Below are 24,107 nucleotides of genomic sequence, written 5' to 3'. Positions count from 1 at the left end.
TTCAGAGTTTTGAGTTTTTCATACATTCTCGTCACCCCAGACATCCTGCGCTGTTGCATTCATTGCCTCCAGGAAACCATCATCGGTAGTCTCTTCTGCCTGGTTATCCTGCTTCAGCATCTCAAATTCAAGCTGCATGGTTGCAAGTTCCAGTTTTGCATCGTCATAACCAAACTTATGCAGCATCTCGATTGCTTTCTGCTGCCGGGCCTGCACTCTAGTCAGAGCATCCTCTATAGCCTGGATCTGGCCAAGAATGCCTTCGTACTTTCGAAGTTCTGTTTGTTTTCCTTTTTCAATACCGGAAGCATATTCCGTTACAGACATTCCGCATGGTACCGAATCTTCTTCAGATCCGGTCTGAACCTCCAGTTCACGGAGAGACTGGATTCTTTTCAGCATCCGGCGTTCTCTGACTGCAAGAAGCTGGATTTCTCTGAGAAGCAGCTGCTCTTTGTTCGGCTGGATCATCTCTGCCAATGTTCTTTCTTCCGGTTCCAGGGTATCAAAAAAGAGAGTTTCAAACTCTCCTGTCCTGACTGCATTCTTATTTCCCGGCGGACCGGTTCCTCCATGCCCCTCCGCATTTTTATTTCCGGGCTGTCCGCCCTTCTTTTTCGCAACGTTGCGTTTATTCTTTTGCAACGTTGCATCATCCCATTTATATCTATTTTTCCAGCTTCGGATTGTCCCCTCCGGGATTCCGAGCTTCTGAGAAACTTCAATTAATTTCGCTCCAGAAGCATATATCTTTCTGGCCTCTTCAATTCTCTGATCTGGTGCTCTTGGCAAGCCTCACCACCTCTCATTCGTTTCGTTTTTTATATTTGTAAATTACAGTCCTGCCGGCACCATAGTGACAGCCGATTGCTGCCACGCCGAAAGGAGGTGCGCAAACACTTACATACAGTGAATCCATGCGTAAGGTATGTATGTGCTGGTGCCGTGCACGCTGTAGGAAAAATTGCATTAGAAAAGCACCCCGTAGGGTGCCTTTTTGTATGCATCGTCTTTACACACTTAACAACGCTTTTCCTTTTTGCGTCAATTCAGCTGTTTTTAAAGAAACAACTTCCGGTTCTTGTGTATTTTTGTAATAAAAAACCGTTGCGCCAACAATGAGTCCATCTTTTTGCAATTCGGCTACTGCAATTTTGTATTTCCCATATATATTATTATATTTGTTATCAACTGCGCTTCCGTCCATCTCATTTAAATCCTTTAAAATCTGTTCTTTTAAATTCATAAACCTATCTCCTATCACATAATATCTAATTTGGTGTTGATCGTCTATGTTCTCTGACTTTTACACCATCACTTCGTGTATATGGTTTTACAACCACGATCTTTTTATTCTGAGTTCCTCTAACACTGGATTTTGTCTTAGCCATATTCTTCTACCTATGCCTTTCTTTTGGGTAGAAGCGTCCAACTGGTAAATACGCCTCTTTAATTAAAATACTACTGATTCTTCTTTTTATCTGGTTCCGGTCCAGGACCTACCCAGAATCTAAAGGCTTTTTTACCATGATCCTTGGCATAATCTTTCGTGCCATCTTTCCTGGTAATCCACGTTCTAAAAATCCACATGAATATCCCCTCCTTTCGCAAGTAACTCTTGCAAAAGGATAAATACAGTGTTACAATTCAATTGTCGAGAGAGAATTGTAACCAGTTGAACAACTGCATTTACATTTTTCGCAAGAGCCAAGCATCTCCATATAAATGGGTGCTTGGTTTTTTGTTTATGTATAAAGCCTTTTGACTTATACACCTTTACTTAACATTCAGCCTTAAATAACTCAAGTATTTTCTTTTCGTAATCTGTATAATAACTTCCGCTATTATACAGCCAACTTCGATAATACCAATAAGCATTTTTCGCTGCCTGATTACTTAGATCAAAAACGTTTCTTATCGAATCTGGAGTGATATGTTCTATGAAAGTATGAATCAACGGCGGCGGCGCAAGTGCATATTTAGCAAAAAATTTTGCCTCCGATTCTTCCTCTTCTCCATCTTTGATATGGCCCATTGCGTAATGACCAATTTCGTGCATTATGGTCTGATTGATTCTTCCATAACTTTCGCAAGCATCGTTATAAAAAATCATCCACTCTTGGCTACGAGAACTGCCTATTGAAAATCCATCTTTACTTTCACGCATTGCTGCACTTCTCTTTTCCTCACTCAATGCCGAGTACGGAATAACTTTGATTCCCATTTTTGTAGCCATTTCAAATGCACTAATTGGAATGCATCTGATTCCATACACAGAAAAGGTATCTATCACTGTCCTCTTAATCTCTTCATACTGCTCATCTTCCAGACGCATATGTTCTCCTGCTTGTTACATTAAAAGATTGATAAGTTCCATTTTTTGCTCTTTACTCATTTTTGAAGCATTTCGTGCTAAAATCACTCGTGCATCATCAAACTCTTTCTGTAAGCCACCTGTATTATCTTGGCCCAATAAATAATCCGTTGATGTATCAAGTGCTTTCGCAATTTTAATCAGAGTGGCGCCTCTCGGTATGCGATCTCCCTTTAAGTAATGGGAAATGGCAGATTCTGTCACTCCTGATAAAAATGCCAGATCCTTTTGCGTCATTTTACGGTCAGAAATTATTTCTGCCATACGCTCTGCTATGCCCCTTGCCATTTTGTCTTCCTCCTTATTAGCAATCGATTGCTACATCCATACTATATCATTCAATTATCACTTTGTCAAGTTATTATATTTTTCGTCGCATTTATTGTCATTTTTTATATAAAAAAAGCACCCGCTGCCAGATGCTTTCTTGTGATGATTGGAATATTATATATGCAGGTGTGTACACCTGATCGGAACGGATGGATTCGAACCATCGCCATCGACTTCATCAGTCAATTTCTGGTTACACAGTTGCTCTGCCACTAAGCTACGTTCCATTACAGGGTGGTCGGCCCTGTCAGTCAATATCTGAAAGCCGCCGGCCTTTATGCCTTTGGCTTCTATTGTATTCTATAACGATATTTCCGATATAAACGATATTTTTTACTTAATCTCACATTTTTTCAAATATGTATCTCTGATATAGAGCCTTGGATAATCCGGGCTCTGGGAATATCCTGTCTTTTCTGCTATCTTCTCCCAGGTCATTCCCTGCTGGTAAAATGCCTTGAACACATATCTTGTCTGGCCATCTTCAATGCTCTGGATCCATCGTTCCACTGCTGCCGCCTGTGCCATTTTATGATCGTATGTGTGCTTTCTCCGGTCATATCGTGCTTGGTCGAATCCAACTACACTCTGTGGTCGCGCAAAGCCGGTGGTGTAGTCAAATATCGTACTGTTTCCAAGACCAGCCTCCCCCTGTTTCATTTCAGCCAGTTCCATGCTGAGGACCGGTATTTCCCTCTTTAACTTTCTGTAGTTATCCAGAAGCTTCCTGGTGATCTTGATCTCGCCCACTGGTATCCTCCCCTTTCGATGCTTTTAGCCGGGAACGCTTATGCTCCCGGCTTTCTCTGCATTTCTTTTATTTATCCGCGATCACGGCATCCGCTCCCTGGACTGTAACCCAGCCATTTTTGTAGTGAGCTTCTGCCTCCTTCATCTTGATCAGCTCGTCCGTGATGGATGCACTAAGTTCTTTATTAGCCTCTGCCTGTGCTTTTGCCTTGGTTTTTGTGTTTTCTGCTTCAGCTGCTGCTTTAACCTTAGTTTTCTTTGCGTCTGCCTCTGCCTTGGTCAGTTCGATCTGAGCGTCCGCTTCTGCCTGGAGCTTCTCTGTTTCCTTCTGGACTTTTACTTTTTCCTGCTCTGCCTGCGCCTGCTGTTTTTCCTGCAGGGCAGTAACACGATTATCAATGGCCTGTTTCAGCTTTTTATCCGGATGCACATCCACGATGGAAGCGTCCAGAACTTCAACACCGTACTTTTTATGGAAATCCTTGTTAAGATATTCCGTGATGGCATTGTTCAGTGCGGATCTGTTCCCGGAATAGATATCCATCATTGAATAATCTGTCGTAATTTCGGAAATCTTTGATTTCAGGACAGTTTTTACACGGTTTTCGATGATATCCTCTCCGTCCATTCCTTTAAAACGCTTGTATGTATCAATCGCTGTGTCCGGATCATACCGGTAACTCATCTGGAAAGATACTGCAATACTAGCATCGTCTGATGTGGCCACTTTAAAAGAATCATCCTCTTTACTGCCGTCCCTTTTGTCCTTTGTGAGAACGAGGATCTCGTTACTGGTACTAAATTCCTTTACTTTGTTCATCGGTGCAATAAAATGCATTCCGGGGGTGAGTACTGTGTCCTGTACTCCGTCTTTATAGTTATAAACAATGCCGACTTTGCCTGTGCCGATAAGATCCATTCTTGATACTGTGTATCCTCCACCAAGAACTGCTACTGCTGCCACGATTCCGATAATAATCTTACTTTTCATTTTTGTTCTCCTTTTCTTTGATAGCTTCTTTTACTTTGTTGTATGTTTCATCTTCAATCTCGAATTTCTTCTGCTGCCGCCTGATCGACAGGATCACTCTGCTTCCAATCCAGGCCAGCACCAGGGCTGCGATTCCGAACACCATACCGGAACCAAGAAATATTACCCACATCATTCTCACCTCCTCTGTGGCCATTCACGACCTGTTTTTTTATCCCTCAGTCCTGTAATCTCTAATCCCAGCAGACCTGCTGTATTGTTCAGAACGCAAAAGGCATTATAGATGTGCGTCGGCATCCTCCCCGCTGACCGGACTGCCTTTCCAGCTGTCGGATCTGGATATCCTTCGTTGTTCTTATAACTCATTTCACACCTTCTTTCATTTCCGCAAGCCTTTCCTCTGCATCTTCCCGTCTGGCAAATACAATCTGCTTGACCTTACCGGCTTTTATGTAATGCAGTGTGTTTCCTTCCAGGTGTGGATAGTGTATCTCTTTCCAGTTTTCTGGAAGAAGATCTGATGCACCAGGGCAGTGCTGGTACAGAATGCAGTTACTGCAGGTTCCATCTTCACTGGCCGGCTGGCTTCTGCAGAACTGGATCAACGTGTTATATGCTGCCAAAGCCAACTCTGGGGTAATCTCATATCCCTTTTCCATAATTTTCTCCAATCTCTGATCCTTTTTTTAATGCACATAACGTACAACACGCTCCATCAAGTTTACTGTGATAGATCACGCCAGCGTCCTCTGGTCTTTTCCAACAAAGTTCTCCGCATACGGAACAATGTACCTTTTCCCAACCTTCTTTTCCTTCCGGCACGTTCTTGACTAGGGGCATGCACAACCAACCACCTCTATCTGTTATTTTTCTTGGTTCCATTCTTAATTTACCCATCTTTTTTTCTCCTTTATGAAGTTGTGAATGCTCTGTTTATTCTTCTCCGTCCGGTTGGCCTTGCTTTGAAGATACCTTTCTTCTTGCATTCCAGAGGACTGCATCCCCTCCGGTGACCTGTGATTAGCAAATATTCACAGTGTCTGGATCCGGCCGTGGTTGTACTTCCGTCCCTAGAAAAATATAGGCATTTCTCACAAGTGTTTCTTTTGTTTCTGTTAATCTCAGCTTCTGTCAATTCTGACCAACTTTTTTTCATAACGTCTCCTTCTGTTCATAGGATGTGCATGCAAAGCACCGTTTACATTTTTCCAACGGTTCATCTGATGTTTTGTTTCCGAACCCCAGGCACATTCCATTGCTGTCTCTTCCCGCGCTTCCGATCTTGCGCTGTATGCTGCATATCTGGATTCTTTTCTTGATTCTGCAGTTTCTGCAAACAACCTTTTTTCCAACTGTACAGCCTTTCTCTCTCGCAAATACTGCTGCCCAAGTTCTGCTGACTCCTGTGTCATTAGATTTCCAACCTGTAATCCATTCTCCACAGATATCACAGTATACGTCTGTTTCTACAGTTCTTTTGATTGCCATTTTTATTCCATCTCTTTCTCATGACCTGATTGAAATTCTCTACGTTTCTGGTGTTTATCAGATATTTCGCTCTGTCTGGGATCTTCTCTGTGCAAATGCGTTTGTATGTTACTGCTCCGATACCGGTGTAATATTGGAATACCCACGTCTGGAAGTTGCGTGGGAGCTTTACAAGCCGGTATCCACATTTTCTGTTAAACAGTTTCTTTTTCTGCCTCCTATTCATTCTCCCCTCCCTGCTGCCCTCAGCATCCACTTCCGGTACCTGTCCCATTCTGCCAGGAGTTCAACATCTAAAGTCTTACTCAGTTTGATATCCTCCGGAATAATCCGGTATTTCTTGTTCACAAGAGCAAAATTGGCTGCCGCCTGGGCTACGTTGTTCTTTGTGCAGCCAGTCTTTTCTGTGACCTGTCTGGCTATCAGCAGGTCTTCAAATACTTGCTTTCCATTCTGATCTACCACCTTATACAGGTTCATTCTCTTTCTCACTGTTTTCCCCTATCTCTACCGGATCCAGATAGTTCCGGCCGAATATCTCCATAAATTCTTTGTGACTGTGCTGCTTTTCAAATAGTTTCTGTGCTGTCCGCTGTAATTCGTGGCGGATCCGGGCGTTGTTGTGCACTGCTTCCGGACCGTAGATGTGATGGTCATGACACAAGTATACTTTCAGGCCATATTCCTCGGAGTTCTTCCGGTTCGGCCCTCCGAATATATGGTGCTCATCCAGGATCCTGTGTTCGTTCCAGTTGTCGTGGAGTGTTACGCAGAGATAACAGGTCCTGCTGTTTTTATCGTGTAAGATGCTGGCCGGATGGCGCATCCTCTTTTTCTTTGTTTTTGCTTTTGTCTTTGGAAATAACATTTTTTATGTGTCCGAATCGGACACCCTCCTTTCCCCTGCCGCATTTCTGACAGGCTCATGCGGCAAGTTATATATGTTAATCGAATTTTCGAAAACACCCTTATTTCTGTAATTCCTTCAAGAATTCAACTAACTCTGATTCTGAATTTGGAAATTTGTTGTATCGTGTATGATATGTCCATTTCGGTATGTTGTTCTTATGCTCTGGCTCCGGGCCTCCAACAAGGTGCATATAGTGCGATTCCGTCAAATTTGATACCCACCAACTGTTCTGATTGCGTGGATCCGGTTCATATTCTTCAACGATCAGACGTGCACCGTTTTTAAAATCGTACTTGTAGTACTTAACACCTATATTTTTATCTTCGTACCAAAGACCCCAGACTTTGTAATTTCTCAACCATTCTTTTCTCTGGTCATTGTTCTTCATAATCGGCAATGCGGTGACTTCACCGGGATGGTCTGCGATTTTGGTATCTTCAACAAAATCGTGCTGCTTTTCGTCCGGCGTTTCTGCTGCCGGCTGGCAGCGTTCTTCCAGCCATCCACAACGGCTGTTACAATCATCCGGACACTGAGCGCAGCATTTGTATTCTGTGTCGCAATAAGCTGCTGCCCCACATATTCCTGATTTGCTCTTTCCGGTGATACATTTTGCTGGACCAGACATTTCGTTATCTTTCTTTTTCGGCTTCTCGGGCGCATCTATAGATACTATCTTGACGGGCTTCCGTTTCTTCCCGAACCGTTTTATCAGTTCGTGGGCCAGTTCATTCCAGGTAAAGGCACATTCCATGTGGCTTCCGGAGTTAAACATGATTCCGGTTGAATTTGCTTGATAATTAAAATTACCGTTCCTGATTCTGACATTCTGATACCTGGTTTCAAGCAAATATGTTGTTGCATTTACATTGCACGTAAGAACATATTCTTTGTCTCCTCTGTTCAAGGCTTCGAAAAAGCGCTCTATCTGCAGTTCTGGTGTAATCGGAACCTCATTCTCTGGCGGCCGGTTCTGGCCTGTTGCTGTTTCTATGCTCATCTGGCCTGGAATACCTTTCTCGGCTTCCTGTTGCCGGCTCAGCTCTTTGATATCATTCAATGTCAAAATTCCCGTTTCTGCATACAACTCGCAGGCCTGTTTCTGGTAATCTTTATTAAGCTTTGATGCTTCGTGAGCTACTGAAATCTTAATTCTATCTTCCTTGAACTCTGACATAAGCTGTTCACAAAGATTTGCATTTATAGAATGATACCTTTCCTGCTGACTGCCAGATATTTTACTTACTTCTCTTAAAATGTCTCTTGTTTTGCCTTGCATCGAAACCTTTTTTCTAAGTTCCTTTACCAGGCTTTCCATCTTCAGAAATTCCGTCATTTTTTCCCAGTCGGATTTGTCGCGGTAACAGTTAGCCTGTATGATCATGATCTGGCGCACAATATCGTCTTCCTGGCCTGCATCCTGTTCCAGTTCAGATGAGGTCTTGTATACACAAGGAATCCGGCTGAATTTCTCGTTTCCTTCGTTGATCAGGTCAATGCAGCACTTCCGGCGGCAATGACCTGCTATTACATAGTCTTTCCCGTCCCGGTTTTCGATCAGGAGCGGCTGGAGGATCCCCAGGAGCTTGATCGACTGTTTTAGCCGCTCAAGCTTTTCTGTGTTGTAGAAGTTTTCTTCTGACGGGATCAGATCTTTTGGATTCCGGTATACAATCTTCTGGTCCTGCTGCCGGTCCGGGACTGATCTGTCATTGAGAAGGCCTTTCAGGTCAAATTTCGCCATCGTCTTCATCTCCAATCATATCCAGGTACTCATTCACAAGGGTTTCATAGTCTTCTGCTGCCGCTGATCTGGGACTGTGCAGGGCTACAGGCATGCGCACAAATGTGCTTCTTGCTACTACGCCAGAAAAGCGTATCTTCGTTCTCATGATCGGGTACTGTTCTTCGATGATCTCTGCGCCCTGCAGGTGCGCCTGGTTGAATTTCTGGTATTTTGTTATAAAGCAGCGCACGTTCTTCAGATCCGGATTCAATTCTTCTTTTACATCATCGATCTGATCCAGAAGTTCGTTCATTCCTTCCAGCGTGTTATCGTCTACTTCCACCGGGATCAGGACATCGTCTGCGGCAGTAAGGGCGTTTATCACCGACACATTGATATCCGGAGCATTATCGATCACGCAGAAATCGTAATTATCGGCTACCTGCTGCAGTGCCTTTCTCAGCCGGTTCTGCTGTGGGCGTACACGGTCCATGGTCACTTCCATGTTTGCAGTCAGGAGACCGAGGTTTGCTGTGATGATATCCAGGTGCAGATAGTCAGTCTTGTTGATCAGCTTTTCCATATCCGGATGCCGGTCTACCATGATCCGGTCAATCCCTTCCCCATCCTGGGTACGGCGGTTCATTCCACGTGAACAGTCCCCCTGCTTGTCATTATCAACCAGAAGCACCTTGTATCCTTTCCGCATCAGTATGTATGCGATGTTAATGCTTGATGTGGTCTTGGCCACACCGCCCTTTAAATTGATGATTGCTATTGTTCTCATGATATCCTCCTTATCTTTCCTCTCCCCTGCTGCATCCATCATTTTCTCTCAACGGTACAACTGGAAGGCCAAACCCTGTTCTACAATAGTGATATCCTGACTTTCCTTTAGCTCTGTACCTGCAGTCTTTGCAGAGTGTGATCTTACGATATCTGTTCATAAGCTGACCGGTCTGGCTCTTATCAAAGTTATTGATCTTCTCATATTCCTCCCGGATTCTGTCAGTATACTGTTGTAATCCGCAACGTCCGCATATCCTGTCCATCAAATCTCCCTGCATTTCTTCTCGAAACCTGCACAATTCATCGCAGACATGTGCCATTAATTCCTCAAGAATGCCGTCTATGCCTTCGTCTTCGTTCCTTGTCTGCTCTCTGCATCCATTCTGGTTTTCCTCCGATCGGTTCATCATCAAACCATATTCCTCCTTTTTCGTCTTTATAGTATGTAAACTGGATACCGGATCTAGTAATGGTACCCAGACATTCCATTGTTGATTTGTCGTGCTCCGGGCGCAGGCTCCAGCCCTTGCCCCAGTATTCTTCCACATTCACGGTGCTTCATCTCCTCTCGCAGCCATGCGGAATAACTGTGTTTCTCTGTTTTTGCAGAGATTTTGTGTGGATCCGGAAGCTGATTTATAGCTTTAAACAGTCTGCGCCATTCCTCTCTGTTCGCGATCGGCTTTCCTTTTGTGTCCAGCCAGCCGGATCCGGCCATTTCCGTGATCTTTCCCAGGCGACTTGTAACATACAGATCGCTTATGTAAAAGCACACGTCACAGGTTCTCGTCATGTGATTCAATGCATCCACCATGGTAAGCAATATGGCCTGATGATATGTTCCAGTTACCCTTCCAAAATGCTCCCTTGTCTCTTTCCCTGTCCGGAGCTGAGTCGACAGCACATATCCGCATTTTCTTTCCACATTTCCGCGAAACCGGCTGCTTGTCTCAATAAAAACATTTACTTGCTGCATGTTATTCCCTTCTCTTCTCTGTTTTGATTAATATGTAATGCCGGTATGCGTATCCTGTTATCTTGTTTTTTCCGCATTTTACTGAGTTTGGCACGATCGCCCAGCCTTTTGGTGGCTTCGGATCTCGCGGCCTTCCATGCTTGTCCAGCAAGCTTCTTCTGTTTATCTCTTCTTTTTCTGGATCTTTGCGGATTAGATTCCTGGACGGGTGATACCGTTTCAGATCTTCCGGCTCATGATCCTGCAGCGGCTTGGTTATGTACTGTGCTAGTTCTCCAGAATCAACGTCATACACCCTTTTTGTCTGTGCATGGCCATGTTCCCAGAGTGTTTCTACCAGCAGGCCTGTGTCTGTTTCATCGTTTGACTTCCGATTGATTAAAATATGTACATGGGGTCCTCCATTCTTCCCGATTTCTAACCGGTATATATACTTCAGTTCCCATCCATATTTTTTATACTTGTCCCGAAGCTTTCGAATGAATTTTGACATATCTTTCTGCATCTGTTTCCAGGGTGGCCGTGAGCCTTTCTTGTACGTCAGCGTGAACCAGTAATCTCCTATTCCGAAATTCCACTTGATCAGCCTGCGAACATCCCTTTCCCTTTTCCATTGATTTTGCTTTGCAATTTCTTCCGGGGTAGCTTTCCGTCTTTTCTGGCGTTTCTGTCCCCTGGCACCATATCTTCCTGTATGTTTTTCTTCTACTTCTCTGGTGTTCCCACAGTCCCAGGTCTGCCTTATATACCCACACTTCATAAAAGTGTCCCTCGTCTCATCTCTAATACGTTTAATCAAGCCTGCAAGGGGATCTTGTCCCCTCAAAAAAAGGTTAAAAATATAGCGGTACATAACCGCCGGATGCTTGACTTTCCGGCTCCCTGGTGTTATATTTATGTAAACTATTTTACTCCAGGGACCGGATGGTCCTGGCTCAGGTGTTGCACCGCCTGAGCCTTTTTTTATTTCGTTTTGTGTTTTAATCGGTGTTCTGTGAAACAGATACCGATCATGCAGCTTTTCTTTATTTCCCGCTCAGCTTCCTCGGCTGTCGCATCACAATCTTCAATAATGATCTGCATAAGAGCTGCAACGGCAACTGTCAGCTCATTCAGAAGGAGATGGCTGTCCCCTTCGAACGTTGTTTGTGCGCATTCATCTGTTGTTTTTACTTTAATCATTTTTTACCTCTTGATTTCTCCTGTGAATTTGATATACTGAAGTTGTCTTTAATTTCGTAAGCCCTTTACATTTGCAGATGTGAGGGCTCTTTTTATTGTTCTGGTTTTATCCTCCAGCCATGTGATTGTGATCATGGCCACGATCGTTATGCATATACTTCCTGTCAGGAACGTGAGCTTATCGCCCCAGTCCCAGAGTGGAAGTAATGCTACGAGCTGGCCTGTAATCAGGCTGATGATTAAGTTCTTCTGCATCTTTATTCGTCTCCTCTACCCCACTGATTTTCTTATGTAATAATCATTCACTATCCGGGATACGTTATCTATGATCTTCTGGTTGTCTTCCGGAGTGTTGTTCTTGCAGTAGTCGTCGTGGATCCGGATTACTCCTCCGGATCCGTTTTTGATTTCTTTGATAACTGCCATCTGGTTCACCTCCTGTTTTATCGTATGAAGATTGTATTTGTTGTGTTTATAGAATTTTTACTACTTTGTCGAACGCTTTTTCTTGTGTTTTCAACAGTACGCTCCTATTCTGTATATACAGGGTGCTGACACACCCGAGTACATATGGAAGGAGGGTTGATTATGCGAAGATCTCAGACACCGTTTAATGGCAAACGTTTTCTGCTTAATATCAATACCGGCGAAATTCACGACTTGGATAATGAAACAGCAGAATGCAAAATTGATGGGATGCCCAAACGGAAATGGCTGTTACTATTGCCTACGGGATAAAGACGATCGGTCTTAACCCTTCCTTACGACCTGCATCATTAATCCGGCGCAGGTCTTCTTCTGTTATCTTGCTTTCCAGATGTTCTACTAAAGCTTCTGGATTATCGTGGAATCTTTTTCCAAATTCTATAATTATGCGAGCTGCAAGATCTGTATTTGTCTGTTTTAAGAGATCAAATCTGTTCATTTTTTCCACCTCTTTATAAAAATTTAAGCAAATTGTCGAACGTCTTTCATTGACTGTCGAGCTGTATGCTCCTATCCTGTAAATACAGGCACTGCCATGCCGAGTATCAAAGAAAGGAGGATCTTTATGGAAAGAAAGTATTCTGTAACTGGTTTTTGTCCAAAAGCAAATAAGGACATCAAGGTATCAGCCACATATGTCTTCAACACTAATGTATGGGAAAAAGGCATTAGCGAACTCCCTTGTTCATCTCCGTGTAAAGACGAATGTCCTATTCTCGCTTCTGCTCCAGATGAATTAAGGAGTATCTAAAACCAGTTCTATTCCATTCTCCCTGCAAAGCTCTACCATTTTATCTTTAGGAATTACACCCGATGCAAGCAGTCTACTGATTGATATGTATTGTCCTTTATATGGTTCCGGCAATGCAGGGAGCATTTTTGCATCTAACGTAACATTCGTTGCTTTCAGTTCGATCTGTAACACAGGAAGTCCTTTGTTTTCTTTGTAACTCTGTGAAAATCTCACTCCTGCAACTCCCGGAAGCTCTTTTCCGTCAATGAAAATTTTTGTGTTTGTAATTCCATCTGTCTGAATTAATATTTGTGGTTTTCTTATGTTTTCCATCCTAATTCTCCTCTTGGTCTGACATAAATATTGACTTTCTACTGTTTCTCTCCTATTCTTTTCTTACAGGGCACTGGCATGCCCGAGTATCTCAAAAAGGAGAAAATATCATGCAATTAACACCTGACTGTATACGTGATGTTTTACTTGAACTTGAAACATTTCATATGGGTGCGTACAAAGCTGATGAATTTCAAAACTCTATATCATCACATGATCGTGAACAAGTTTTGTATACCCTCATTAAATTGTTTGAGGGTGGCTATATCAACGCTCAATACGAACGATCACCTACTGGCCAGTTGATTACATTTCGAGTTTATGATATGACTTTTCAAGGACATGAGTTTCTTGAAAAAATCCGGTCAGAAACCGTATGGGATCAAAAATTAAAACCTGTTTTTACAACCATCGGTTCCATGTCTTTGGATGTAATATCCAATGTAGCAAATAGCGTCATAACATCCCTCGTCTTAAAAAAACTGAACTTATAATTTAAAAAGCTTTTTTGCTGCGAAGTGGGTGCATTCTTCCAGATCCTGATTATCCGGAAGTTTGTATCCGCTTTTTTCGATATAATAGATAAGTGCTGCACAAGAAATGCTTCGAGTCAGCCACCCTACGGCGCATATCGCTGTTGATATAACAAAAACTGCTGTTATCACCTCTCTCACCTCCTAAGCTGGTTCTTTCTGATTGTTGACTTTTGCTTGTTCTTCTCTTATTCTGTTATTACAGACATAGCTCTTCTTTTTCAGATAAGTCAGTTTATACTCCGTTTGAGGAAACCGATTACTATAAGACTTTTTCTTCAAAAGCTATTCGCTCTTACGCTTCAAAAAGATCAACTATTCATAAATATCTTGGTTTTTTCACTCCTCTTGGGAAGAATTTTTTTGAAGTCTGCGTAAAGTAACCAACGTATTTTCATTGCTTTTAATTGTCATTTCACACATTTCTTTTACATAGCCATCTACTTTCTTGAAATAGTAGGTGGCTACTATTTTGGCTGTGATTGCTGATACAATTACGGATGCCATAATCACTATCACCTCTCTCACCTCCTATCCGGCCTCGACACCCTTCTGACTTTTTCACTGTTTCTAACATTATTTCATATTGACTTTTACTCATTCTCCTTCTATTCTTTAATTATCCATGCTGGTACACTAATAAAAAAAGAAAAGAGGTATTTCTATGGCAACTTATAATATTTCCAGTCTTCTTTCTCGTTTAGCTGAAATAAAGCAGGACGGCTACTCATTTGTTGATATTACTGAACTCTCAGCAGATGATGAATTCCCAGAATCATTACATTTTGATGCCCTTGATGAATTCGAGACGGTTGATTACGAAGAAATTGAATCTATTGATCTAGATAATCTTCCAGACAGTACTACAAACCGCCATTCGGTCGATGATTTGTGTGGTACTCTGCTTTTCACCTACAAAGAGCTTGGTCTCCTTGAAAACGCTTTATCAAATACACTTCAATTCATTAAACAAGAATCCACGAATGATTCATATACTTCTGAAGAAAAACGCGAAATGAAAAAAGATGCTGTTGAATTTCGTAATCTTCAAGCCAAACTTGCTCATTTTCTCAAAGGTGTTGTTTCCGTTAAATAAATTTTCTCTTTTGTGTCCCGTTTCTTGCGGGGCACATATTTTCTGGAATTGAGTTCCAGTCTCCAGTTAAGTTCTTTCTTTCCTTCTAACTCTCTTCTCCTGGCAATCCTTCTAATACAATTTCGAATTTCACTTATTTCCTCGCTTGTAATTCCATTTGCGCAAACATTTAATGAGTTCTCTGTTATTTGTTGCATCTCAATCCCCTCCTATCCGGCCTTGCGGGCCTCAATGGTTGTCCTGTAACTCTTCTTTCCTGTAATACTGTTGTAATATCTTTCATAAAATGCTAATCAGCTTTCTCATCTTCAAACTTTATGTTTCCAATTACTTCACCGATAAGCTTCTTTGTAGAGTAAAATGTACAAACTAAAATAAGAAAAAACATTTTATGAAGCCACCAGCACGCTGAAAAAGTAGCTAATGTCAGCATGGTTGAAAGTAATGATATCCACACTTTCTTTGATACAGTCACCTTTTCTTCTATCTCCCTTCACCTTCTTTTCTATATCTGTGTTTATTTTTGGCTTTTCAACATGTTGAACTATGTTTCAAAAAAAATATCTGCTACTTTTTTATTGAGAGCTCTTGCTATCTTTAAAAGAGTATCTGTTGTAGTTGTTGTAATTGATCCACACTCCAACCCAGAGATAACTGTCCGTGATACTCCACTTTTTTCCGCTAGTTCACATTGTGACATCTTTTTTTCTTTCCTACATTCTCTTATCTTGTAACCCATTTATTAATCATCTCCTTTCTGTTCACCATGTTGAACTGTTTGTATAATAGCACCTACAACATAACCTGTCAAGTATGTTGAACATTTTTATTGACTGTTTTTTCAACATGTTGTACAATATACTAAACAAAACGAGGTGAAGCAATGACATTAGGTGATATTATAAAAAATTATCGTGAACGAAATAACATTACAATAGGAGAATTTGCAAGTGCTTGTTCTCTCAGTAAAGGGTATATTTCTATGCTTGAAAACAATATTAATCCGAGAAACAATCGTCCAATTTCTCCAACACTACCTTCTATGGCAAAAGTTGCTTCTGGTATGGGAATAGAACTTGATGCTTTATTAAAAATGTTGGATGGGAAACAATCTGTACAGCTTATTGAAAATGATATAGATTCACCCCAAACACCAGTGTATTCTACTCAATGCAAGGAAATCATTGAAGTATGTGAACAGCTTACGCCACACAACCAGAGAAAAGTTTTCACATATTCAAAGAACCTTCTCTCCACCCAACAGATGGAGGAAGATCTTCTCGCTGCTCACGTCAGAACAGATGTAGAACAAACTCCTGAAGGTGTTCAGCATGATCTGGATATTATGAACGATGATTCTCAATGGGAATAGAAAGGGGAAATGCAAATGCCAGAATTAAGTAGATTTGAGGGGATGGTTATTAAAATGTTATTTAATGACACTGTCCAGCATAATAAGCCGCATGTCCATGTTACTTACGGTGAATACAAAGCTTCTGTTGGTATTGACGGTGAACTGCTTGCTGGATCGCTTCCGCAAAAACAGTTTAAAATGCTGGTCGGTTGGCTTGCTCTGCACGAAGATGAAGCTTATGCAGCTTGGAACAAAGCTGTCAGAGGCGAACACTTTGATAAGATTAAGCCTTTACAGTAAGGAGGAATTCTTTATGTTTATTTCAAATGGAATTGTTTACGCTAGTGAACGCCCGGAAAATGTACAGATTATTGCAGTAAAGCCATTGGATGATATGATGATGCTTCTCACTTTTTCAACTGGTGAGCAGAGACTTTTTGATGCTTCAGTATTAAACGGCCCCGCTTTCGCTCCATTAACTGATGAAAAAATATTCAAAGACTGCAAAATCGTAGATGGAGTTGTCACCTGGATGGACGAAGATATTGACTGTGCTCCTGAGTATATGTACGAGCATAGTTATGCGTATCCGTCTTTAAAATCCGTAATTTGAATTAAAAGGACTGATTTATTTGACCTACGAACAACTTTTAACTACTGCCGATCAGGCCGGTCTTACGGTAAAAGAACGTCCACTTCAAAAACATGATGGTCTGATCCGTGGCAATCGCATTGCTATTCGAAAAAGTATTGACACTCAGGCTGAAAAGTCCTGTGTGCTGGCTGAAGAACTTGGTCACCACTACACCACTACTGGCAATATCCTGGAACAGTCAACTGATGTGATGAACCAGAAGCAGGAATACCGTGCCAGACTTTACGGCTATAACCTCCGGGTTGGCCTGATCGGGATCATCAAATCCTATGAAGCCCGCTGCCGAAATCTTCATGAAATGGCTGAGTATCTGGATGTGCCGAAGGATTATCTCATTGAAGTGATTGACTGCTATCGTTCCAAATACGGGCAGTATATCGCTTTGGATAATTATATGATCTATTTTATTCCACAGTTAGCTGTGATGAGAATTGATCTTTTATAATAGGGGTGTCTTTTGTACTTTGTAAATAATTTGTGAAAAAAATGTATTTTATTTGATTTTATTACATATATGTAATATTATAGAGGTGTAAATGAATAAGGATGAAGCACTAAAACTTCTGGAAGAGTATTTGGGAAATTTTGCAATCCACCCTTTGTTTTTTAAAGAACTCACAGCTCTTCTTCAGAAAGATTTAAAAGGTAAGGAAAAACAATTTTTTGATATTCTCATTAGGCAATTAGATTATCTTTCCTGTTATGGCTTGGCGATTGCAAGTATAGATAGCCACGAAAGACTACAGGGAGATGGTCATGATTTCTTTTCTATCCATTTGCAGAGACAGCAATTTAATATCCGTTTTCTTGTTTATATTGATAATAACGGGAAATCCTTTTTATTATCAGCATTCAATGAACGTGCTGGAAAGAAAGCAACTGACTATTCTCAAAAGATACCTACATTACAAGAACGTCTCAATTACTTTAAGGAGGGGAAATAAATGGATAAAGAAAAAAGCAATGATTTAAGCGTTCTTTTGTCATTGTTTGCTGATTCTATTACGCCCGAAGACATTATTTCAACAAAACTTATGTCTCAAATTTCATCCGCAATTGTCAAGGAACGTTTAAAATTACACATGACGCAGGCTGAGTTTGCCAAACACATAAACGTATCTCAGGCTTTAGTATCTCGCTGGGAACGTGGTAACTGTAACTTTTCACTTAAGAAAGTAGCTGAAATTGCATCTACTTTAAATTTGGATGTAAATATCTCGTTTTGTAATGCTTCTTTAAAACTCCAAAGTAAAAGTCTGGATTACACAACGCCTGCTACTTTTACTAAAACTGTTTGTTACCAAGCAGATGCTCCTTCTTATTCTTCCAAAAGCTATATTTCAACTAATTCAAATCGAAACATTATTCAAACAATTCAAAAACAGGAGGTATATCATTATGCTACAGTTCGTTGATTCTTTTTATTGTGCTTACAATACCCAAAAAGGAAATTATGTTATCAAATTACGTCAGGAAGAGCCCATTGAAAACATTCCCGGTTCTGAACCAACTGTACAAACCAATGAAATTGCAAGCATTATCCTAGATAAAGAATGTGCTCTTACATTAGCTAATGCCATACTTGAATTTCAAGATCCGTCAGATAATGATTCTGATTCTTAAATATTTCTTTCAAATGAAGCAAATAAAAACCGCCCCAGTACGCCAATACCGGGACGGTGATGGATCTCCGAAGAGATACCTCATTTCACAAAAATATTGTATCATCTTCGGAGCGGCTGCACAATCAGAACATTTGTGTGGTCGTTATTTTTGTACCCATTTTATATATTTTAAACCGAGGTGATATTATGGAACTTTTAAATGTATGTATCTACCTGCGTAAGTCCCGTGCTGATCGGGAAGCCGAGGCCAGGGGCGAAGGTGAAACTCTCGCCCGACACGAGCGGATCCTGTTGGATCTTGCAAAAAAGCGTAGCTATAATGTAGGGGCAATCTATAAAGAGATCGTTTCCGGTGAGACGATTTCTGCAAGGCCTGTTATGCAACAACTTCTTCGTGAAGTTGAATCCGGTATGTGGGATGGCGTCCTTGTTGTTGAAGTGGAACGTCTGGCCAGAGGTGATACCATTGACCAGGGTGTTGTTGCCAGATCTTTCCAATACTCCAACACATTAATCATTACTCCACTTAAAACTTACGATCCAAACAACGAATACGACGAAGAGTATTTTGAATTCGGACTTTTTATGTCCCGGCGTGAATACAAGACCATTCGCCGCCGTCTCACTGCGGGTCGCGAATCTTCCGCAAAAGAAGGAAAATATTGCGGCAGTAAGCCGCCTTATGGATATTCCCGTGTAAAACTTGTTGGTGAAAAAGGATGGACACTGCAGCCTGTTCCTGACCAGGCAGAGATTGTCAAACTTATATTCAATTTATATGTCCATGGAGTATCCGGCGAACGAATTGGAATGGCTAAGATCTGCCGTAAATTAAATGATTCCGGAGTCAAGACCATGGATGGTGGCCTATGGACCATTTCTCGTGTGCAGGCAATTCTCAGAAATCCAGTATATGAAGGAATGATACGATGGAACAGTCGGAAAGCAGTAAAGCATATAAAGGATGGGCAAATAACTATCTCCCGTCCTTTCGCTCAGGATTATATTCTTGTCAAAGGCAGGCATCCTGCTATTGTATCAAGGGAACTCTTTCAGCAAGCTCAAGATATCGTAAACAAAAATCCTGCACGGCCGCTTAACTCTTTGCATGTTCTTCGTAACCCTCTTGCCGGTATTGTTCGTTGTGGAAAATGTGATCATGTTATGACTCGTAAATCCCCTAACGGAAGACAGGGTGATCTGATCCGGTGCCCATACAGTTCTTGTAGCAATATAAGCAGCAAGCTTCCTCTTGTTGAAAAAGCTCTTCTTGACGGAATCCAAGAGCTTGTAGATGGCTACAGACTAAATAACAGTGTTTCCGATCAGGAGTATTCTCTTTCTATTTCTGAAAGAGAAAAAATGATTCAAGGAAAATTAAAAGAAATTGATATTTTAAAGAAAAGGAAACAAAGGCAGTACGATCTTCTTGAACAGGGAATTTACTCCACGGAAGAATTTCTTGAACGCTCCCGTGCTACTGCTGCCGAGCTGTCTGCCTGCGATGCAGTAATTCTTTCTCTGAAGCAAGAAATTGAACATGAACAGGAACTTCAGTTTCAACGTTCCTCTTTTATTCCCAAGTGCGAGGATCTTCTCGCAAATTACTGGACGTGGGATACCTCTACAAAGAACCGATTTCTCCGTGAATTGATAGAAAAGGCTGTTTATACTAAAAACGCAAAAAATACATGGAAAAATGGCGATGACATCTCTTTTACTTTAGATATTTATCCGAAAATCCAGCAAAAGTAAGTGTGGGTAGCCTTTATGTACCTACACATTGGCACGTATCGTGTCCTCCGGCCAAGTTGCGTAGATCTCACTGCTGGCCACGTTTTTGATATAATCCTTATATCTTACATAATAATCCTGTGCAGAGGTATCCCCTATTGGCCCGTCGTGGACTACGATATACTCCGGGATCACCACTTTGTTTAATACGATCTCGCCGGTTTCATTTATCGGCTTGATCTCTGCTTCCGGATTTTTGGGAGGATATTCCCCAAAAAGCGTATGGGGTCCGATGACGATCCGCTGATAGTCCTCTCCACTACCCTGCTGTCTGCTAAGGGATGCTCCCTGCCTGGCAATGGAATGGGGAAGAACTTCTGTCCCGGCAACTTCTTTTGGTGTAAAACCTTCTGCACTGATCCGAACTGTATATTCTGCATAAGGCTGCTGCTCCACCGGTTTCATGCTGTATTCCAGTGGAGGAGCTGCTAGCTCCAGCATGGGCGTTTTTCCGGAGGAATCCGTACGGATTTCTTCGATCACATTATCCGGGACTCCTGTGTACGAGATCCGCACTGTAGCATTTTCCACCGGACGGTTACTGGCACTGTCCAGCACCGTCACCTGCAGCTGTCCCTGATCCGGCATATCCTGCTGCATGGAAATATAAGAATGATTTTTCATAAACAGAGGCTCCTTTTTGTGCCTGAAAGCACACTGGTTCTCTGCTAGTATATGTTTGCATAAAAAAAATGTCTCTTACCTGATATACAAATAAGAGACACCTTTTTCAGTTACAGATTATAAATTTTTTCCACCTCTTCAAAGTTCTCTGACTTCTAGCGTTCCCGCAATTTCCAAGAGCTGTTCTTCATTGACAAAATTGCTGATACAGCCCATTCCCTGAACACACGCACTTCCTGTTACATTTCCAAACTTAATGCACTGTTCAATTGGATAATGATGATAAAGTCCATAAATAAAGCCACTCATAAATGCATCTCCTGCTCCTGTTGCATCAATAGCTTTTACATTTTGTACAGAAGATATGATTTTTATTCCATCCTTATTTTTAAGCAGGCACCCTTCCTTGTCCATTTTGATCGTCACGTCAGAAAAAAATTCCGACAGAATGTCAGCAGCCTCTTCCACACTGGACGTTCCTGTAATCTTCATGGCCTCTTTCTGGTTGGGAATATAATAATCTGCAATTTCCAGATAATCCTTGTATTTTTCCAATGTCAGATCATCTTCCCATCCCGTATCAAAAATCTGGATACAACCATCTTTTTTCAGTCTTTTATACACATCTAAAAATCCAACATGCATATCTACCACATATGCACCTTTCAGATTTTCATAAACTTCATCCATAACAGCATCATTAAGATCCATTCCGTCTGTATATGAAATAAAACTTCTGTCACCACAATATAGCAAGGTGGAAGACAGCACCACCGGCATCTTGTTTCCTTTATAAAGATTCACAGTTTTTACCGGATAGCTATTCAGTGTTTTTTTCACAAATTCCGAAAAAAGATCATGCCCTGCAAAAGTAATAATTCTGGACTCAACTCCAAGCCTTGAAAGATTGATCATGGTAGCCGGAATCCCACCACCAAACTGCATGGAAAATCCTCTGGCGAAAATCTCCTCTCCCTTATCAGGCAGTCTATCAAGACCAGAATAGATCAGATCAATATTGGAATAGCCTACGCCACCTACAAAACTCATATCAGTTCCATTCCTCCATATAGTCTTTATTTGTGGCTAAATATGTTTCCACCAGTTTCTTGGCCAGTGAGTAGGAATTGACAAGAGGATGCACCATAAGGCAGTCAATTGCTTTACTAATGCTTCTTGTACGGATTGCTTCAGAAGCCAGCCTTTCGTAAATCTTCACCCTGCGAATAAGTTCCATCTGCAATTCCCCGGGATTTGGGACTTTATGCGGAATCATCTCACCATCTTTAAGATCACATGTAACTTCCACAATGTCTGTATTAAGGAGTCCCGGAATTGCTCCGTTATTCGGTACACAAAGGATCATCTCACTGTCTTTTCCACTTAATTTGGAACGGATATATTTCAGGGCAACACCTGCATAGCCTCCATCATCCTTTGCATAAATATCAAAATGATAGGGTTCTTTTGCTCTGGATACGCCGGTCTCATTTGCCATATAAGCATCTTCACGTTTGCCATACCACTTATCATAAACCTTCAGGCAGTTTTCAAAATCATTTTCGACATCCATGTGTGACAGTTCCTCCGTCATATGGATATTCACATCACGGATCACTTCTCCCCTGGTGATACCCGCATCCAAAATATGCTGAACTGCTTCTTCTCTGTAATAAAAATAATACAAATATTCATTAAGAATACATCCCATATGCTCTACCAGATCTTTTTTAAAGAAACGCATATCTGTATCCGTATACAATCTTTCATCTTTTAAAAGCTCCGGCAAAATCTCTTTTCCATCCAGCTTAATACTGTCAAAAAAAGAAAGATGATTCAATCCATAGCAGTCTCCCGTCACAGAATTTTGCGGAACCTTATACATTTTTGCAAAGGAATGGAGAAGACTACTTGGAGCATCGCAGATACCATAGGTAAAATCATATCCCATATCACGCAGAGTCTGAGATACTACTCCCGCTGGGTTGGTAAAGTTAAAGATCTTTACATCCGGAGAAGCGTATTTTTTTGCAAGCTCACAATATTTTACCAGAGCCGGCACAGAACGCATAGCAAAAGAAAACCCTGCCGCACCGGTAGTTTCCTGCCCCAGAACCCCCAGATTCAGAGCTACTCGTTCATCCTGGATACGCATATCATCCTCTCCAACACGAATCGTTGTTATGATATAATCTGCATCTTTAATGGCTTCTACAGGGTCGCCGGTAAGTTCCAGCTGCAAGTCTGGCTGCAGACGTTTTGCAACCTGCTGTGCCATTTTACCATAGATATTAAGCTTCTTTGGATCATTATCCATAAAAATCACTTGGTTGATCCCCAATTCCAAACTGCTCTGAGCAAGGCTTTTTGCCAAAAACATGGAACGTACTCCACCACCGCCGATTACTGCTATTTTCATCTGTAATTCCTCCTCTTTCTGTCTTTTTAGTAGTCTGCCTCATTCATCTTAAACAACCGATTAATGGCACTTACTACAATTACCCCTGCAATAATAAGAATTACTCCCATCATGTTGGCATAACCATAATTATTATCTGTCATAGATGTTTTGTACAGGTATAGTGGAAGATTCAGTGTTGTATCTCCCGGCCCTCCGTTGGTTGTCAGATAAATGAGTTCAAATTCTCTCAGCATACTGGTTGCCGCCAGAATCTCACAGGTTCCAATAATAGTACGGATCAGTGGGAGACGAATCTTCATATTGATCTGCATGTCTGTAGCACCATCGATCTTGGCCGCTTCCACAACATCCTCGGGAATGGACAGAACACCTGCAAGCACAAGAATGATGATCATTCCTGTATACAGAAGCCAGCTCCATGTAACTGTGATAAAGGCACTGTTCTGATCAAAGAACCAGTTTTTCATAAATGGTTTCCCGGTTACTGTTTTTACAAAAGAATTGATAATACCATACTGCGCATTAAATACATTCAGGAAAATAACAGCCAGTGCCGCTGCAGATACCACATTCGGGATCATATAGATAGTTCTGAGGACTTTCCAACCTTTTTTTCTTTTTGAAAGCATAAACGCGATCACAGTTCCTAGCATCACATGCACAACAGACTGAAGCACAACCCAGATTCCCGTATTCTTCAGTGCTGTAAGCATTCGTGCGTCGTTCCGGAAAGCATTGATATAATTATCCAGTCCAATAAATTTAAATACACCGCCTGCTTTCCATTCAAAAAATGAACTTCCAAACACCATACACATCGGAGCCAGGTAAATCAATGCAAAAAGGAGCAGACACGGCAAAAGAAAGCTTGCCAGTTTCCATTTTTTAACTTTCATTTCTCATCTCTCCTGTTTCAGTCTGTTCTTAGCCTCCGGC

44 protein-coding genes and 1 tRNA gene are annotated in these 24,107 nt (G+C 41.5%); 12 read left to right on the top strand and 33 right to left on the bottom strand.

What is annotated here, in order from left to right; genetic code table 11:
* Window positions 1–18: 18 nt before the first annotated feature.
* The 23 genes from terS to NCY57_RS08370 all read right to left on the bottom strand — a co-directional run bounded on the left by terS (window position 19) and on the right by NCY57_RS08370 (window position 11,942).
* Window positions 19–792 carry a phage terminase small subunit gene (terS, locus tag NCY57_RS08475; protein ID WP_092070805.1) on the bottom strand — a complete coding sequence of 258 codons (774 nt, stop codon included), beginning with the start codon at window positions 790–792 and terminating at the stop codon, window positions 19–21.
* 220 nt (window positions 793–1,012) lie between these two features.
* The gene (locus tag NCY57_RS08470; protein ID WP_092070808.1) at window positions 1,013–1,246 is read right to left on the bottom strand and encodes a hypothetical protein; all 234 of its coding nucleotides are present in this window, start codon (window positions 1,244–1,246) and stop codon (window positions 1,013–1,015) included.
* A 215-nt stretch (window positions 1,247–1,461) separates the two neighbouring features.
* Entirely contained in the window at window positions 1,462–1,590 is a 129-nt protein-coding gene (locus NCY57_RS16800) for a hypothetical protein (protein WP_255363765.1), read from the bottom strand.
* 190 nt (window positions 1,591–1,780) lie between these two features.
* Window positions 1,781–2,335, bottom strand: a complete 555-nt coding sequence (locus NCY57_RS08465; protein WP_092070811.1) for an ImmA/IrrE family metallo-endopeptidase — start codon at window positions 2,333–2,335, stop codon at window positions 1,781–1,783.
* 15 nt (window positions 2,336–2,350) lie between these two features.
* Entirely contained in the window at window positions 2,351–2,662 is a 312-nt protein-coding gene (locus NCY57_RS08460; protein WP_242872579.1) for a helix-turn-helix domain-containing protein, read from the bottom strand.
* A 182-nt stretch (window positions 2,663–2,844) separates the two neighbouring features.
* A tRNA-OTHER gene (locus tag NCY57_RS08455) sits at window positions 2,845–2,931 on the bottom strand.
* A 106-nt stretch (window positions 2,932–3,037) separates the two neighbouring features.
* Window positions 3,038–3,454: a hypothetical protein gene (locus NCY57_RS08450; protein ID WP_092070814.1), complete on the bottom strand. Its 417-nt coding sequence runs from the start codon at window positions 3,452–3,454 to the stop codon at window positions 3,038–3,040.
* Window positions 3,455–3,521: 67 nt separating this feature from the next.
* The gene (locus tag NCY57_RS08445; RefSeq protein WP_173739701.1) at window positions 3,522–4,445 is read right to left on the bottom strand and encodes an SPFH domain-containing protein; all 924 of its coding nucleotides are present in this window, start codon (window positions 4,443–4,445) and stop codon (window positions 3,522–3,524) included.
* Window positions 4,435–4,620, bottom strand: coding sequence for a hypothetical protein (locus NCY57_RS08440; RefSeq protein ID WP_173739700.1), 186 nt, complete (start codon window positions 4,618–4,620; stop codon window positions 4,435–4,437). The genes NCY57_RS08445 and NCY57_RS08440 overlap by 11 nt, the downstream gene beginning before the upstream one ends.
* Before the next feature lie 2 nt (window positions 4,621–4,622).
* Entirely contained in the window at window positions 4,623–4,811 is a 189-nt protein-coding gene (locus NCY57_RS08435) for a hypothetical protein (protein WP_092070821.1), read from the bottom strand.
* Complete coding sequence (locus NCY57_RS08430) at window positions 4,808–5,104, bottom strand: hypothetical protein (RefSeq protein WP_173739699.1); 297 nt, start codon at window positions 5,102–5,104, stop codon at window positions 4,808–4,810. Before NCY57_RS08430 ends, NCY57_RS08435 begins: the two co-directional genes overlap by 4 nt.
* Window positions 5,088–5,342, bottom strand: a complete 255-nt coding sequence (locus tag NCY57_RS08425; protein ID WP_173739698.1) for an alanine racemase — start codon at window positions 5,340–5,342, stop codon at window positions 5,088–5,090. The genes NCY57_RS08430 and NCY57_RS08425 overlap by 17 nt, the downstream gene beginning before the upstream one ends.
* A 255-nt stretch (window positions 5,343–5,597) precedes the next feature.
* Window positions 5,598–5,933 carry a hypothetical protein gene (locus tag NCY57_RS08420; RefSeq protein ID WP_173739697.1) on the bottom strand — a complete coding sequence of 112 codons (336 nt, stop codon included), beginning with the start codon at window positions 5,931–5,933 and terminating at the stop codon, window positions 5,598–5,600.
* 222 nt (window positions 5,934–6,155) lie between these two features.
* A complete protein-coding gene (locus NCY57_RS08415) occupies window positions 6,156–6,425 on the bottom strand; it encodes a hypothetical protein (RefSeq protein WP_173739696.1) in 270 nt (89 codons plus the stop codon).
* Window positions 6,400–6,801 (bottom strand): hypothetical protein, encoded by a 402-nt coding sequence (locus NCY57_RS08410; protein WP_173739695.1) that lies wholly within the window; start codon window positions 6,799–6,801, stop codon window positions 6,400–6,402. Before NCY57_RS08410 ends, NCY57_RS08415 begins: the two co-directional genes overlap by 26 nt.
* A 100-nt stretch (window positions 6,802–6,901) precedes the next feature.
* Window positions 6,902–8,587 (bottom strand): ParB/RepB/Spo0J family partition protein, encoded by a 1,686-nt coding sequence (locus tag NCY57_RS08405; protein WP_173739694.1) that lies wholly within the window; start codon window positions 8,585–8,587, stop codon window positions 6,902–6,904.
* Entirely contained in the window at window positions 8,574–9,356 is a 783-nt protein-coding gene (locus tag NCY57_RS08400; protein WP_119239948.1) for a ParA family protein, read from the bottom strand. Before NCY57_RS08400 ends, NCY57_RS08405 begins: the two co-directional genes overlap by 14 nt.
* Window positions 9,357–9,366: 10 nt before the next feature.
* Complete coding sequence (locus tag NCY57_RS08395; RefSeq protein ID WP_173739693.1) at window positions 9,367–9,771, bottom strand: hypothetical protein; 405 nt, start codon at window positions 9,769–9,771, stop codon at window positions 9,367–9,369.
* Between the two features lie 50 nt (window positions 9,772–9,821).
* Window positions 9,822–10,334 carry a hypothetical protein gene (locus NCY57_RS08390; protein WP_173739692.1) on the bottom strand — a complete coding sequence of 171 codons (513 nt, stop codon included), beginning with the start codon at window positions 10,332–10,334 and terminating at the stop codon, window positions 9,822–9,824.
* A gap of 1 nt (window position 10,335) precedes the next feature.
* Entirely contained in the window at window positions 10,336–11,187 is an 852-nt protein-coding gene (locus NCY57_RS08385) for a rolling circle replication-associated protein (protein ID WP_173739691.1), read from the bottom strand.
* Window positions 11,188–11,297: 110 nt separating this feature from the next.
* Window positions 11,298–11,516, bottom strand: coding sequence for a hypothetical protein (locus tag NCY57_RS08380; protein WP_173739690.1), 219 nt, complete (start codon window positions 11,514–11,516; stop codon window positions 11,298–11,300).
* 48 nt (window positions 11,517–11,564) lie between these two features.
* The gene (locus NCY57_RS08375; RefSeq protein WP_118625593.1) at window positions 11,565–11,771 is read right to left on the bottom strand and encodes a hypothetical protein; all 207 of its coding nucleotides are present in this window, start codon (window positions 11,769–11,771) and stop codon (window positions 11,565–11,567) included.
* 15 nt (window positions 11,772–11,786) lie between these two features.
* A complete protein-coding gene (locus tag NCY57_RS08370) occupies window positions 11,787–11,942 on the bottom strand; it encodes a hypothetical protein (RefSeq protein WP_173739689.1) in 156 nt (51 codons plus the stop codon).
* A 162-nt stretch (window positions 11,943–12,104) separates the two neighbouring features.
* Between NCY57_RS08370 and NCY57_RS08365 the strand changes: the two genes are divergently transcribed.
* Complete coding sequence (locus NCY57_RS08365; RefSeq protein WP_173739688.1) at window positions 12,105–12,254, top strand: hypothetical protein; 150 nt, start codon at window positions 12,105–12,107, stop codon at window positions 12,252–12,254.
* Here NCY57_RS08365 and NCY57_RS08360 read toward each other — a convergent pair.
* Window positions 12,244–12,441: a hypothetical protein gene (locus NCY57_RS08360; RefSeq protein WP_092070855.1), complete on the bottom strand. Its 198-nt coding sequence runs from the start codon at window positions 12,439–12,441 to the stop codon at window positions 12,244–12,246. The genes NCY57_RS08365 and NCY57_RS08360 overlap by 11 nt on opposite strands.
* A gap of 126 nt (window positions 12,442–12,567) precedes the next feature.
* Between NCY57_RS08360 and NCY57_RS08355 the strand changes: the two genes are divergently transcribed.
* Window positions 12,568–12,753 (top strand): hypothetical protein, encoded by a 186-nt coding sequence (locus NCY57_RS08355; RefSeq protein WP_173739687.1) that lies wholly within the window; start codon window positions 12,568–12,570, stop codon window positions 12,751–12,753.
* Here NCY57_RS08355 and NCY57_RS08350 read toward each other — a convergent pair.
* Window positions 12,739–13,068 carry a hypothetical protein gene (locus NCY57_RS08350; RefSeq protein WP_173739686.1) on the bottom strand — a complete coding sequence of 110 codons (330 nt, stop codon included), beginning with the start codon at window positions 13,066–13,068 and terminating at the stop codon, window positions 12,739–12,741. The two genes, NCY57_RS08355 and NCY57_RS08350, sit on opposite strands and share 15 nt — an antisense overlap.
* A 110-nt stretch (window positions 13,069–13,178) precedes the next feature.
* Between NCY57_RS08350 and NCY57_RS08345 the strand changes: the two genes are divergently transcribed.
* A complete protein-coding gene (locus NCY57_RS08345) occupies window positions 13,179–13,562 on the top strand; it encodes a DUF2513 domain-containing protein (RefSeq protein WP_144092863.1) in 384 nt (127 codons plus the stop codon).
* Here NCY57_RS08345 and NCY57_RS08340 read toward each other — a convergent pair.
* Both NCY57_RS08340 and NCY57_RS08335 read right to left on the bottom strand, forming a co-directional pair.
* Window positions 13,557–13,733 (bottom strand): hypothetical protein, encoded by a 177-nt coding sequence (locus NCY57_RS08340; protein WP_173739685.1) that lies wholly within the window; start codon window positions 13,731–13,733, stop codon window positions 13,557–13,559. The genes NCY57_RS08345 and NCY57_RS08340 overlap by 6 nt on opposite strands.
* 207 nt (window positions 13,734–13,940) lie before the next feature.
* A complete protein-coding gene (locus tag NCY57_RS08335; protein WP_173739684.1) occupies window positions 13,941–14,120 on the bottom strand; it encodes a hypothetical protein in 180 nt (59 codons plus the stop codon).
* 145 nt (window positions 14,121–14,265) lie between these two features.
* Here NCY57_RS08335 and NCY57_RS08330 point away from each other — a divergent pair, with 145 nt between their 5' ends.
* Entirely contained in the window at window positions 14,266–14,697 is a 432-nt protein-coding gene (locus NCY57_RS08330; protein WP_173739683.1) for a hypothetical protein, read from the top strand.
* On the opposite strand, the gene NCY57_RS08325 is transcribed toward NCY57_RS08330, so the two are convergent.
* Both NCY57_RS08325 and NCY57_RS08320 read right to left on the bottom strand, forming a co-directional pair.
* Window positions 14,664–14,894 (bottom strand): hypothetical protein, encoded by a 231-nt coding sequence (locus NCY57_RS08325; protein WP_173739682.1) that lies wholly within the window; start codon window positions 14,892–14,894, stop codon window positions 14,664–14,666. The two genes, NCY57_RS08330 and NCY57_RS08325, sit on opposite strands and share 34 nt — an antisense overlap.
* Window positions 14,895–15,241: 347 nt before the next feature.
* The gene (locus NCY57_RS08320; RefSeq protein ID WP_173739681.1) at window positions 15,242–15,436 is read right to left on the bottom strand and encodes a helix-turn-helix transcriptional regulator; all 195 of its coding nucleotides are present in this window, start codon (window positions 15,434–15,436) and stop codon (window positions 15,242–15,244) included.
* Between the two features lie 144 nt (window positions 15,437–15,580).
* Here NCY57_RS08320 and NCY57_RS08315 point away from each other — a divergent pair, with 144 nt between their 5' ends.
* The 8 genes from NCY57_RS08315 to NCY57_RS08280 all read left to right on the top strand — a co-directional run bounded on the left by NCY57_RS08315 (window position 15,581) and on the right by NCY57_RS08280 (window position 20,086).
* Window positions 15,581–16,069: a helix-turn-helix domain-containing protein gene (locus tag NCY57_RS08315; protein WP_173739680.1), complete on the top strand. Its 489-nt coding sequence runs from the start codon at window positions 15,581–15,583 to the stop codon at window positions 16,067–16,069.
* Between the two features lie 15 nt (window positions 16,070–16,084).
* Window positions 16,085–16,351, top strand: coding sequence for a DUF4160 domain-containing protein (locus NCY57_RS08310; RefSeq protein WP_173739679.1), 267 nt, complete (start codon window positions 16,085–16,087; stop codon window positions 16,349–16,351).
* Between the two features lie 13 nt (window positions 16,352–16,364).
* Entirely contained in the window at window positions 16,365–16,664 is a 300-nt protein-coding gene (locus NCY57_RS08305; protein WP_173739678.1) for a DUF2442 domain-containing protein, read from the top strand.
* A gap of 19 nt (window positions 16,665–16,683) precedes the next feature.
* Window positions 16,684–17,151, top strand: coding sequence for an ImmA/IrrE family metallo-endopeptidase (locus tag NCY57_RS08300; RefSeq protein ID WP_173739677.1), 468 nt, complete (start codon window positions 16,684–16,686; stop codon window positions 17,149–17,151).
* Window positions 17,152–17,242: 91 nt separating this feature from the next.
* Entirely contained in the window at window positions 17,243–17,650 is a 408-nt protein-coding gene (locus NCY57_RS08295) for a hypothetical protein (RefSeq protein ID WP_173739676.1), read from the top strand.
* Window positions 17,651–18,121 carry a helix-turn-helix domain-containing protein gene (locus NCY57_RS08290; protein WP_173739675.1) on the top strand — a complete coding sequence of 157 codons (471 nt, stop codon included), beginning with the start codon at window positions 17,651–17,653 and terminating at the stop codon, window positions 18,119–18,121.
* Entirely contained in the window at window positions 18,105–18,329 is a 225-nt protein-coding gene (locus NCY57_RS08285) for a hypothetical protein (protein WP_173739674.1), read from the top strand. Before NCY57_RS08290 ends, NCY57_RS08285 begins: the two co-directional genes overlap by 17 nt.
* 137 nt (window positions 18,330–18,466) lie before the next feature.
* Window positions 18,467–20,086: a recombinase family protein gene (locus NCY57_RS08280; protein WP_250789603.1), complete on the top strand. Its 1,620-nt coding sequence runs from the start codon at window positions 18,467–18,469 to the stop codon at window positions 20,084–20,086.
* A gap of 21 nt (window positions 20,087–20,107) precedes the next feature.
* Here NCY57_RS08280 and NCY57_RS08275 read toward each other — a convergent pair whose 3' ends face one another.
* From NCY57_RS08275 to NCY57_RS08260, 4 genes are all read right to left on the bottom strand, one after another.
* Entirely contained in the window at window positions 20,108–20,749 is a 642-nt protein-coding gene (locus NCY57_RS08275) for a carboxypeptidase-like regulatory domain-containing protein (RefSeq protein ID WP_330605146.1), read from the bottom strand.
* A 138-nt stretch (window positions 20,750–20,887) separates the two neighbouring features.
* Window positions 20,888–21,799 (bottom strand): carbohydrate kinase family protein, encoded by a 912-nt coding sequence (locus NCY57_RS08270; protein ID WP_021652941.1) that lies wholly within the window; start codon window positions 21,797–21,799, stop codon window positions 20,888–20,890.
* Between the two features lies 1 nt (window position 21,800).
* Window positions 21,801–23,168 carry a family 4 glycosyl hydrolase gene (locus NCY57_RS08265; protein ID WP_173733692.1) on the bottom strand — a complete coding sequence of 456 codons (1,368 nt, stop codon included), beginning with the start codon at window positions 23,166–23,168 and terminating at the stop codon, window positions 21,801–21,803.
* Between the two features lie 26 nt (window positions 23,169–23,194).
* A complete protein-coding gene (locus NCY57_RS08260) occupies window positions 23,195–24,067 on the bottom strand; it encodes a carbohydrate ABC transporter permease (RefSeq protein ID WP_110103627.1) in 873 nt (290 codons plus the stop codon).
* Window positions 24,068–24,107: the final 40 nt, after the last annotated feature.

Source organism: Blautia sp. MB18-30 (assembly GCF_023669475.1).
GTDB lineage: Bacteria > Bacillota > Clostridia > Lachnospirales > Lachnospiraceae > Blautia_A > Blautia_A fusiformis.
Note: the sequence above shows the minus strand (reverse complement) of the source record. Positions and strands in the feature narration are given on the sequence as shown.

Bases quoted from the DNA above. Each gene is read 5' to 3' on its own strand.
- NCY57_RS08470 (WP_092070808.1), bottom strand. From the start codon at position 1,246: ATGAATTTAAAAGAACAGATTTTAAAGGATTTAAATGAGATGGACGGA.
- NCY57_RS16800 (WP_255363765.1), bottom strand. From the start codon at position 1,590: ATGTGGATTTTTAGAACGTGGATTACCAGGAAAGATGGCACGAAAGAT.
- NCY57_RS08465 (WP_092070811.1), bottom strand. From the start codon at position 2,335: ATGCGTCTGGAAGATGAGCAGTATGAAGAGATTAAGAGGACAGTGATA.
- NCY57_RS08460 (WP_242872579.1), bottom strand. From the start codon at position 2,662: ATGGCAAGGGGCATAGCAGAGCGTATGGCAGAAATAATTTCTGACCGT.
- NCY57_RS08445 (WP_173739701.1), bottom strand. From the start codon at position 4,445: ATGAAAAGTAAGATTATTATCGGAATCGTGGCAGCAGTAGCAGTTCTT.
- NCY57_RS08440 (WP_173739700.1), bottom strand. From the start codon at position 4,620: ATGATGTGGGTAATATTTCTTGGTTCCGGTATGGTGTTCGGAATCGCA.
- NCY57_RS08435 (WP_092070821.1), bottom strand. From the start codon at position 4,811: ATGAGTTATAAGAACAACGAAGGATATCCAGATCCGACAGCTGGAAAG.
- NCY57_RS08430 (WP_173739699.1), bottom strand. From the start codon at position 5,104: ATGGAAAAGGGATATGAGATTACCCCAGAGTTGGCTTTGGCAGCATAT.
- NCY57_RS08425 (WP_173739698.1), bottom strand. From the start codon at position 5,342: ATGGGTAAATTAAGAATGGAACCAAGAAAAATAACAGATAGAGGTGGT.
- NCY57_RS08420 (WP_173739697.1), bottom strand. From the start codon at position 5,933: ATGGCAATCAAAAGAACTGTAGAAACAGACGTATACTGTGATATCTGT.
- NCY57_RS08410 (WP_173739695.1), bottom strand. From the start codon at position 6,801: ATGTTATTTCCAAAGACAAAAGCAAAAACAAAGAAAAAGAGGATGCGC.
- NCY57_RS08405 (WP_173739694.1), bottom strand. From the start codon at position 8,587: ATGGCGAAATTTGACCTGAAAGGCCTTCTCAATGACAGATCAGTCCCG.
- NCY57_RS08400 (WP_119239948.1), bottom strand. From the start codon at position 9,356: ATGAGAACAATAGCAATCATCAATTTAAAGGGCGGTGTGGCCAAGACC.
- NCY57_RS08390 (WP_173739692.1), bottom strand. From the start codon at position 10,334: ATGCAGCAAGTAAATGTTTTTATTGAGACAAGCAGCCGGTTTCGCGGA.
- NCY57_RS08385 (WP_173739691.1), bottom strand. From the start codon at position 11,187: ATGTACCGCTATATTTTTAACCTTTTTTTGAGGGGACAAGATCCCCTT.
- NCY57_RS08380 (WP_173739690.1), bottom strand. From the start codon at position 11,516: ATGATTAAAGTAAAAACAACAGATGAATGCGCACAAACAACGTTCGAA.
- NCY57_RS08375 (WP_118625593.1), bottom strand. From the start codon at position 11,771: ATGCAGAAGAACTTAATCATCAGCCTGATTACAGGCCAGCTCGTAGCA.
- NCY57_RS08370 (WP_173739689.1), bottom strand. From the start codon at position 11,942: ATGGCAGTTATCAAAGAAATCAAAAACGGATCCGGAGGAGTAATCCGG.
- NCY57_RS08365 (WP_173739688.1), top strand. From the start codon at position 12,105: ATGCGAAGATCTCAGACACCGTTTAATGGCAAACGTTTTCTGCTTAAT.
- NCY57_RS08360 (WP_092070855.1), bottom strand. From the start codon at position 12,441: ATGAACAGATTTGATCTCTTAAAACAGACAAATACAGATCTTGCAGCT.
- NCY57_RS08355 (WP_173739687.1), top strand. From the start codon at position 12,568: ATGGAAAGAAAGTATTCTGTAACTGGTTTTTGTCCAAAAGCAAATAAG.
- NCY57_RS08350 (WP_173739686.1), bottom strand. From the start codon at position 13,068: ATGGAAAACATAAGAAAACCACAAATATTAATTCAGACAGATGGAATT.
- NCY57_RS08345 (WP_144092863.1), top strand. From the start codon at position 13,179: ATGCAATTAACACCTGACTGTATACGTGATGTTTTACTTGAACTTGAA.
- NCY57_RS08330 (WP_173739683.1), top strand. From the start codon at position 14,266: ATGGCAACTTATAATATTTCCAGTCTTCTTTCTCGTTTAGCTGAAATA.
- NCY57_RS08325 (WP_173739682.1), bottom strand. From the start codon at position 14,894: ATGCAACAAATAACAGAGAACTCATTAAATGTTTGCGCAAATGGAATT.
- NCY57_RS08320 (WP_173739681.1), bottom strand. From the start codon at position 15,436: ATGGGTTACAAGATAAGAGAATGTAGGAAAGAAAAAAAGATGTCACAA.
- NCY57_RS08315 (WP_173739680.1), top strand. From the start codon at position 15,581: ATGACATTAGGTGATATTATAAAAAATTATCGTGAACGAAATAACATT.
- NCY57_RS08310 (WP_173739679.1), top strand. From the start codon at position 16,085: ATGCCAGAATTAAGTAGATTTGAGGGGATGGTTATTAAAATGTTATTT.
- NCY57_RS08305 (WP_173739678.1), top strand. From the start codon at position 16,365: ATGTTTATTTCAAATGGAATTGTTTACGCTAGTGAACGCCCGGAAAAT.
- NCY57_RS08295 (WP_173739676.1), top strand. From the start codon at position 17,243: ATGAATAAGGATGAAGCACTAAAACTTCTGGAAGAGTATTTGGGAAAT.
- NCY57_RS08290 (WP_173739675.1), top strand. From the start codon at position 17,651: ATGGATAAAGAAAAAAGCAATGATTTAAGCGTTCTTTTGTCATTGTTT.
- NCY57_RS08285 (WP_173739674.1), top strand. From the start codon at position 18,105: ATGCTACAGTTCGTTGATTCTTTTTATTGTGCTTACAATACCCAAAAA.
- NCY57_RS08275 (WP_330605146.1), bottom strand. From the start codon at position 20,749: ATGAAAAATCATTCTTATATTTCCATGCAGCAGGATATGCCGGATCAG.
- NCY57_RS08270 (WP_021652941.1), bottom strand. From the start codon at position 21,799: ATGAGTTTTGTAGGTGGCGTAGGCTATTCCAATATTGATCTGATCTAT.
- NCY57_RS08265 (WP_173733692.1), bottom strand. From the start codon at position 23,168: ATGAAAATAGCAGTAATCGGCGGTGGTGGAGTACGTTCCATGTTTTTG.
- NCY57_RS08260 (WP_110103627.1), bottom strand. From the start codon at position 24,067: ATGAAAGTTAAAAAATGGAAACTGGCAAGCTTTCTTTTGCCGTGTCTG.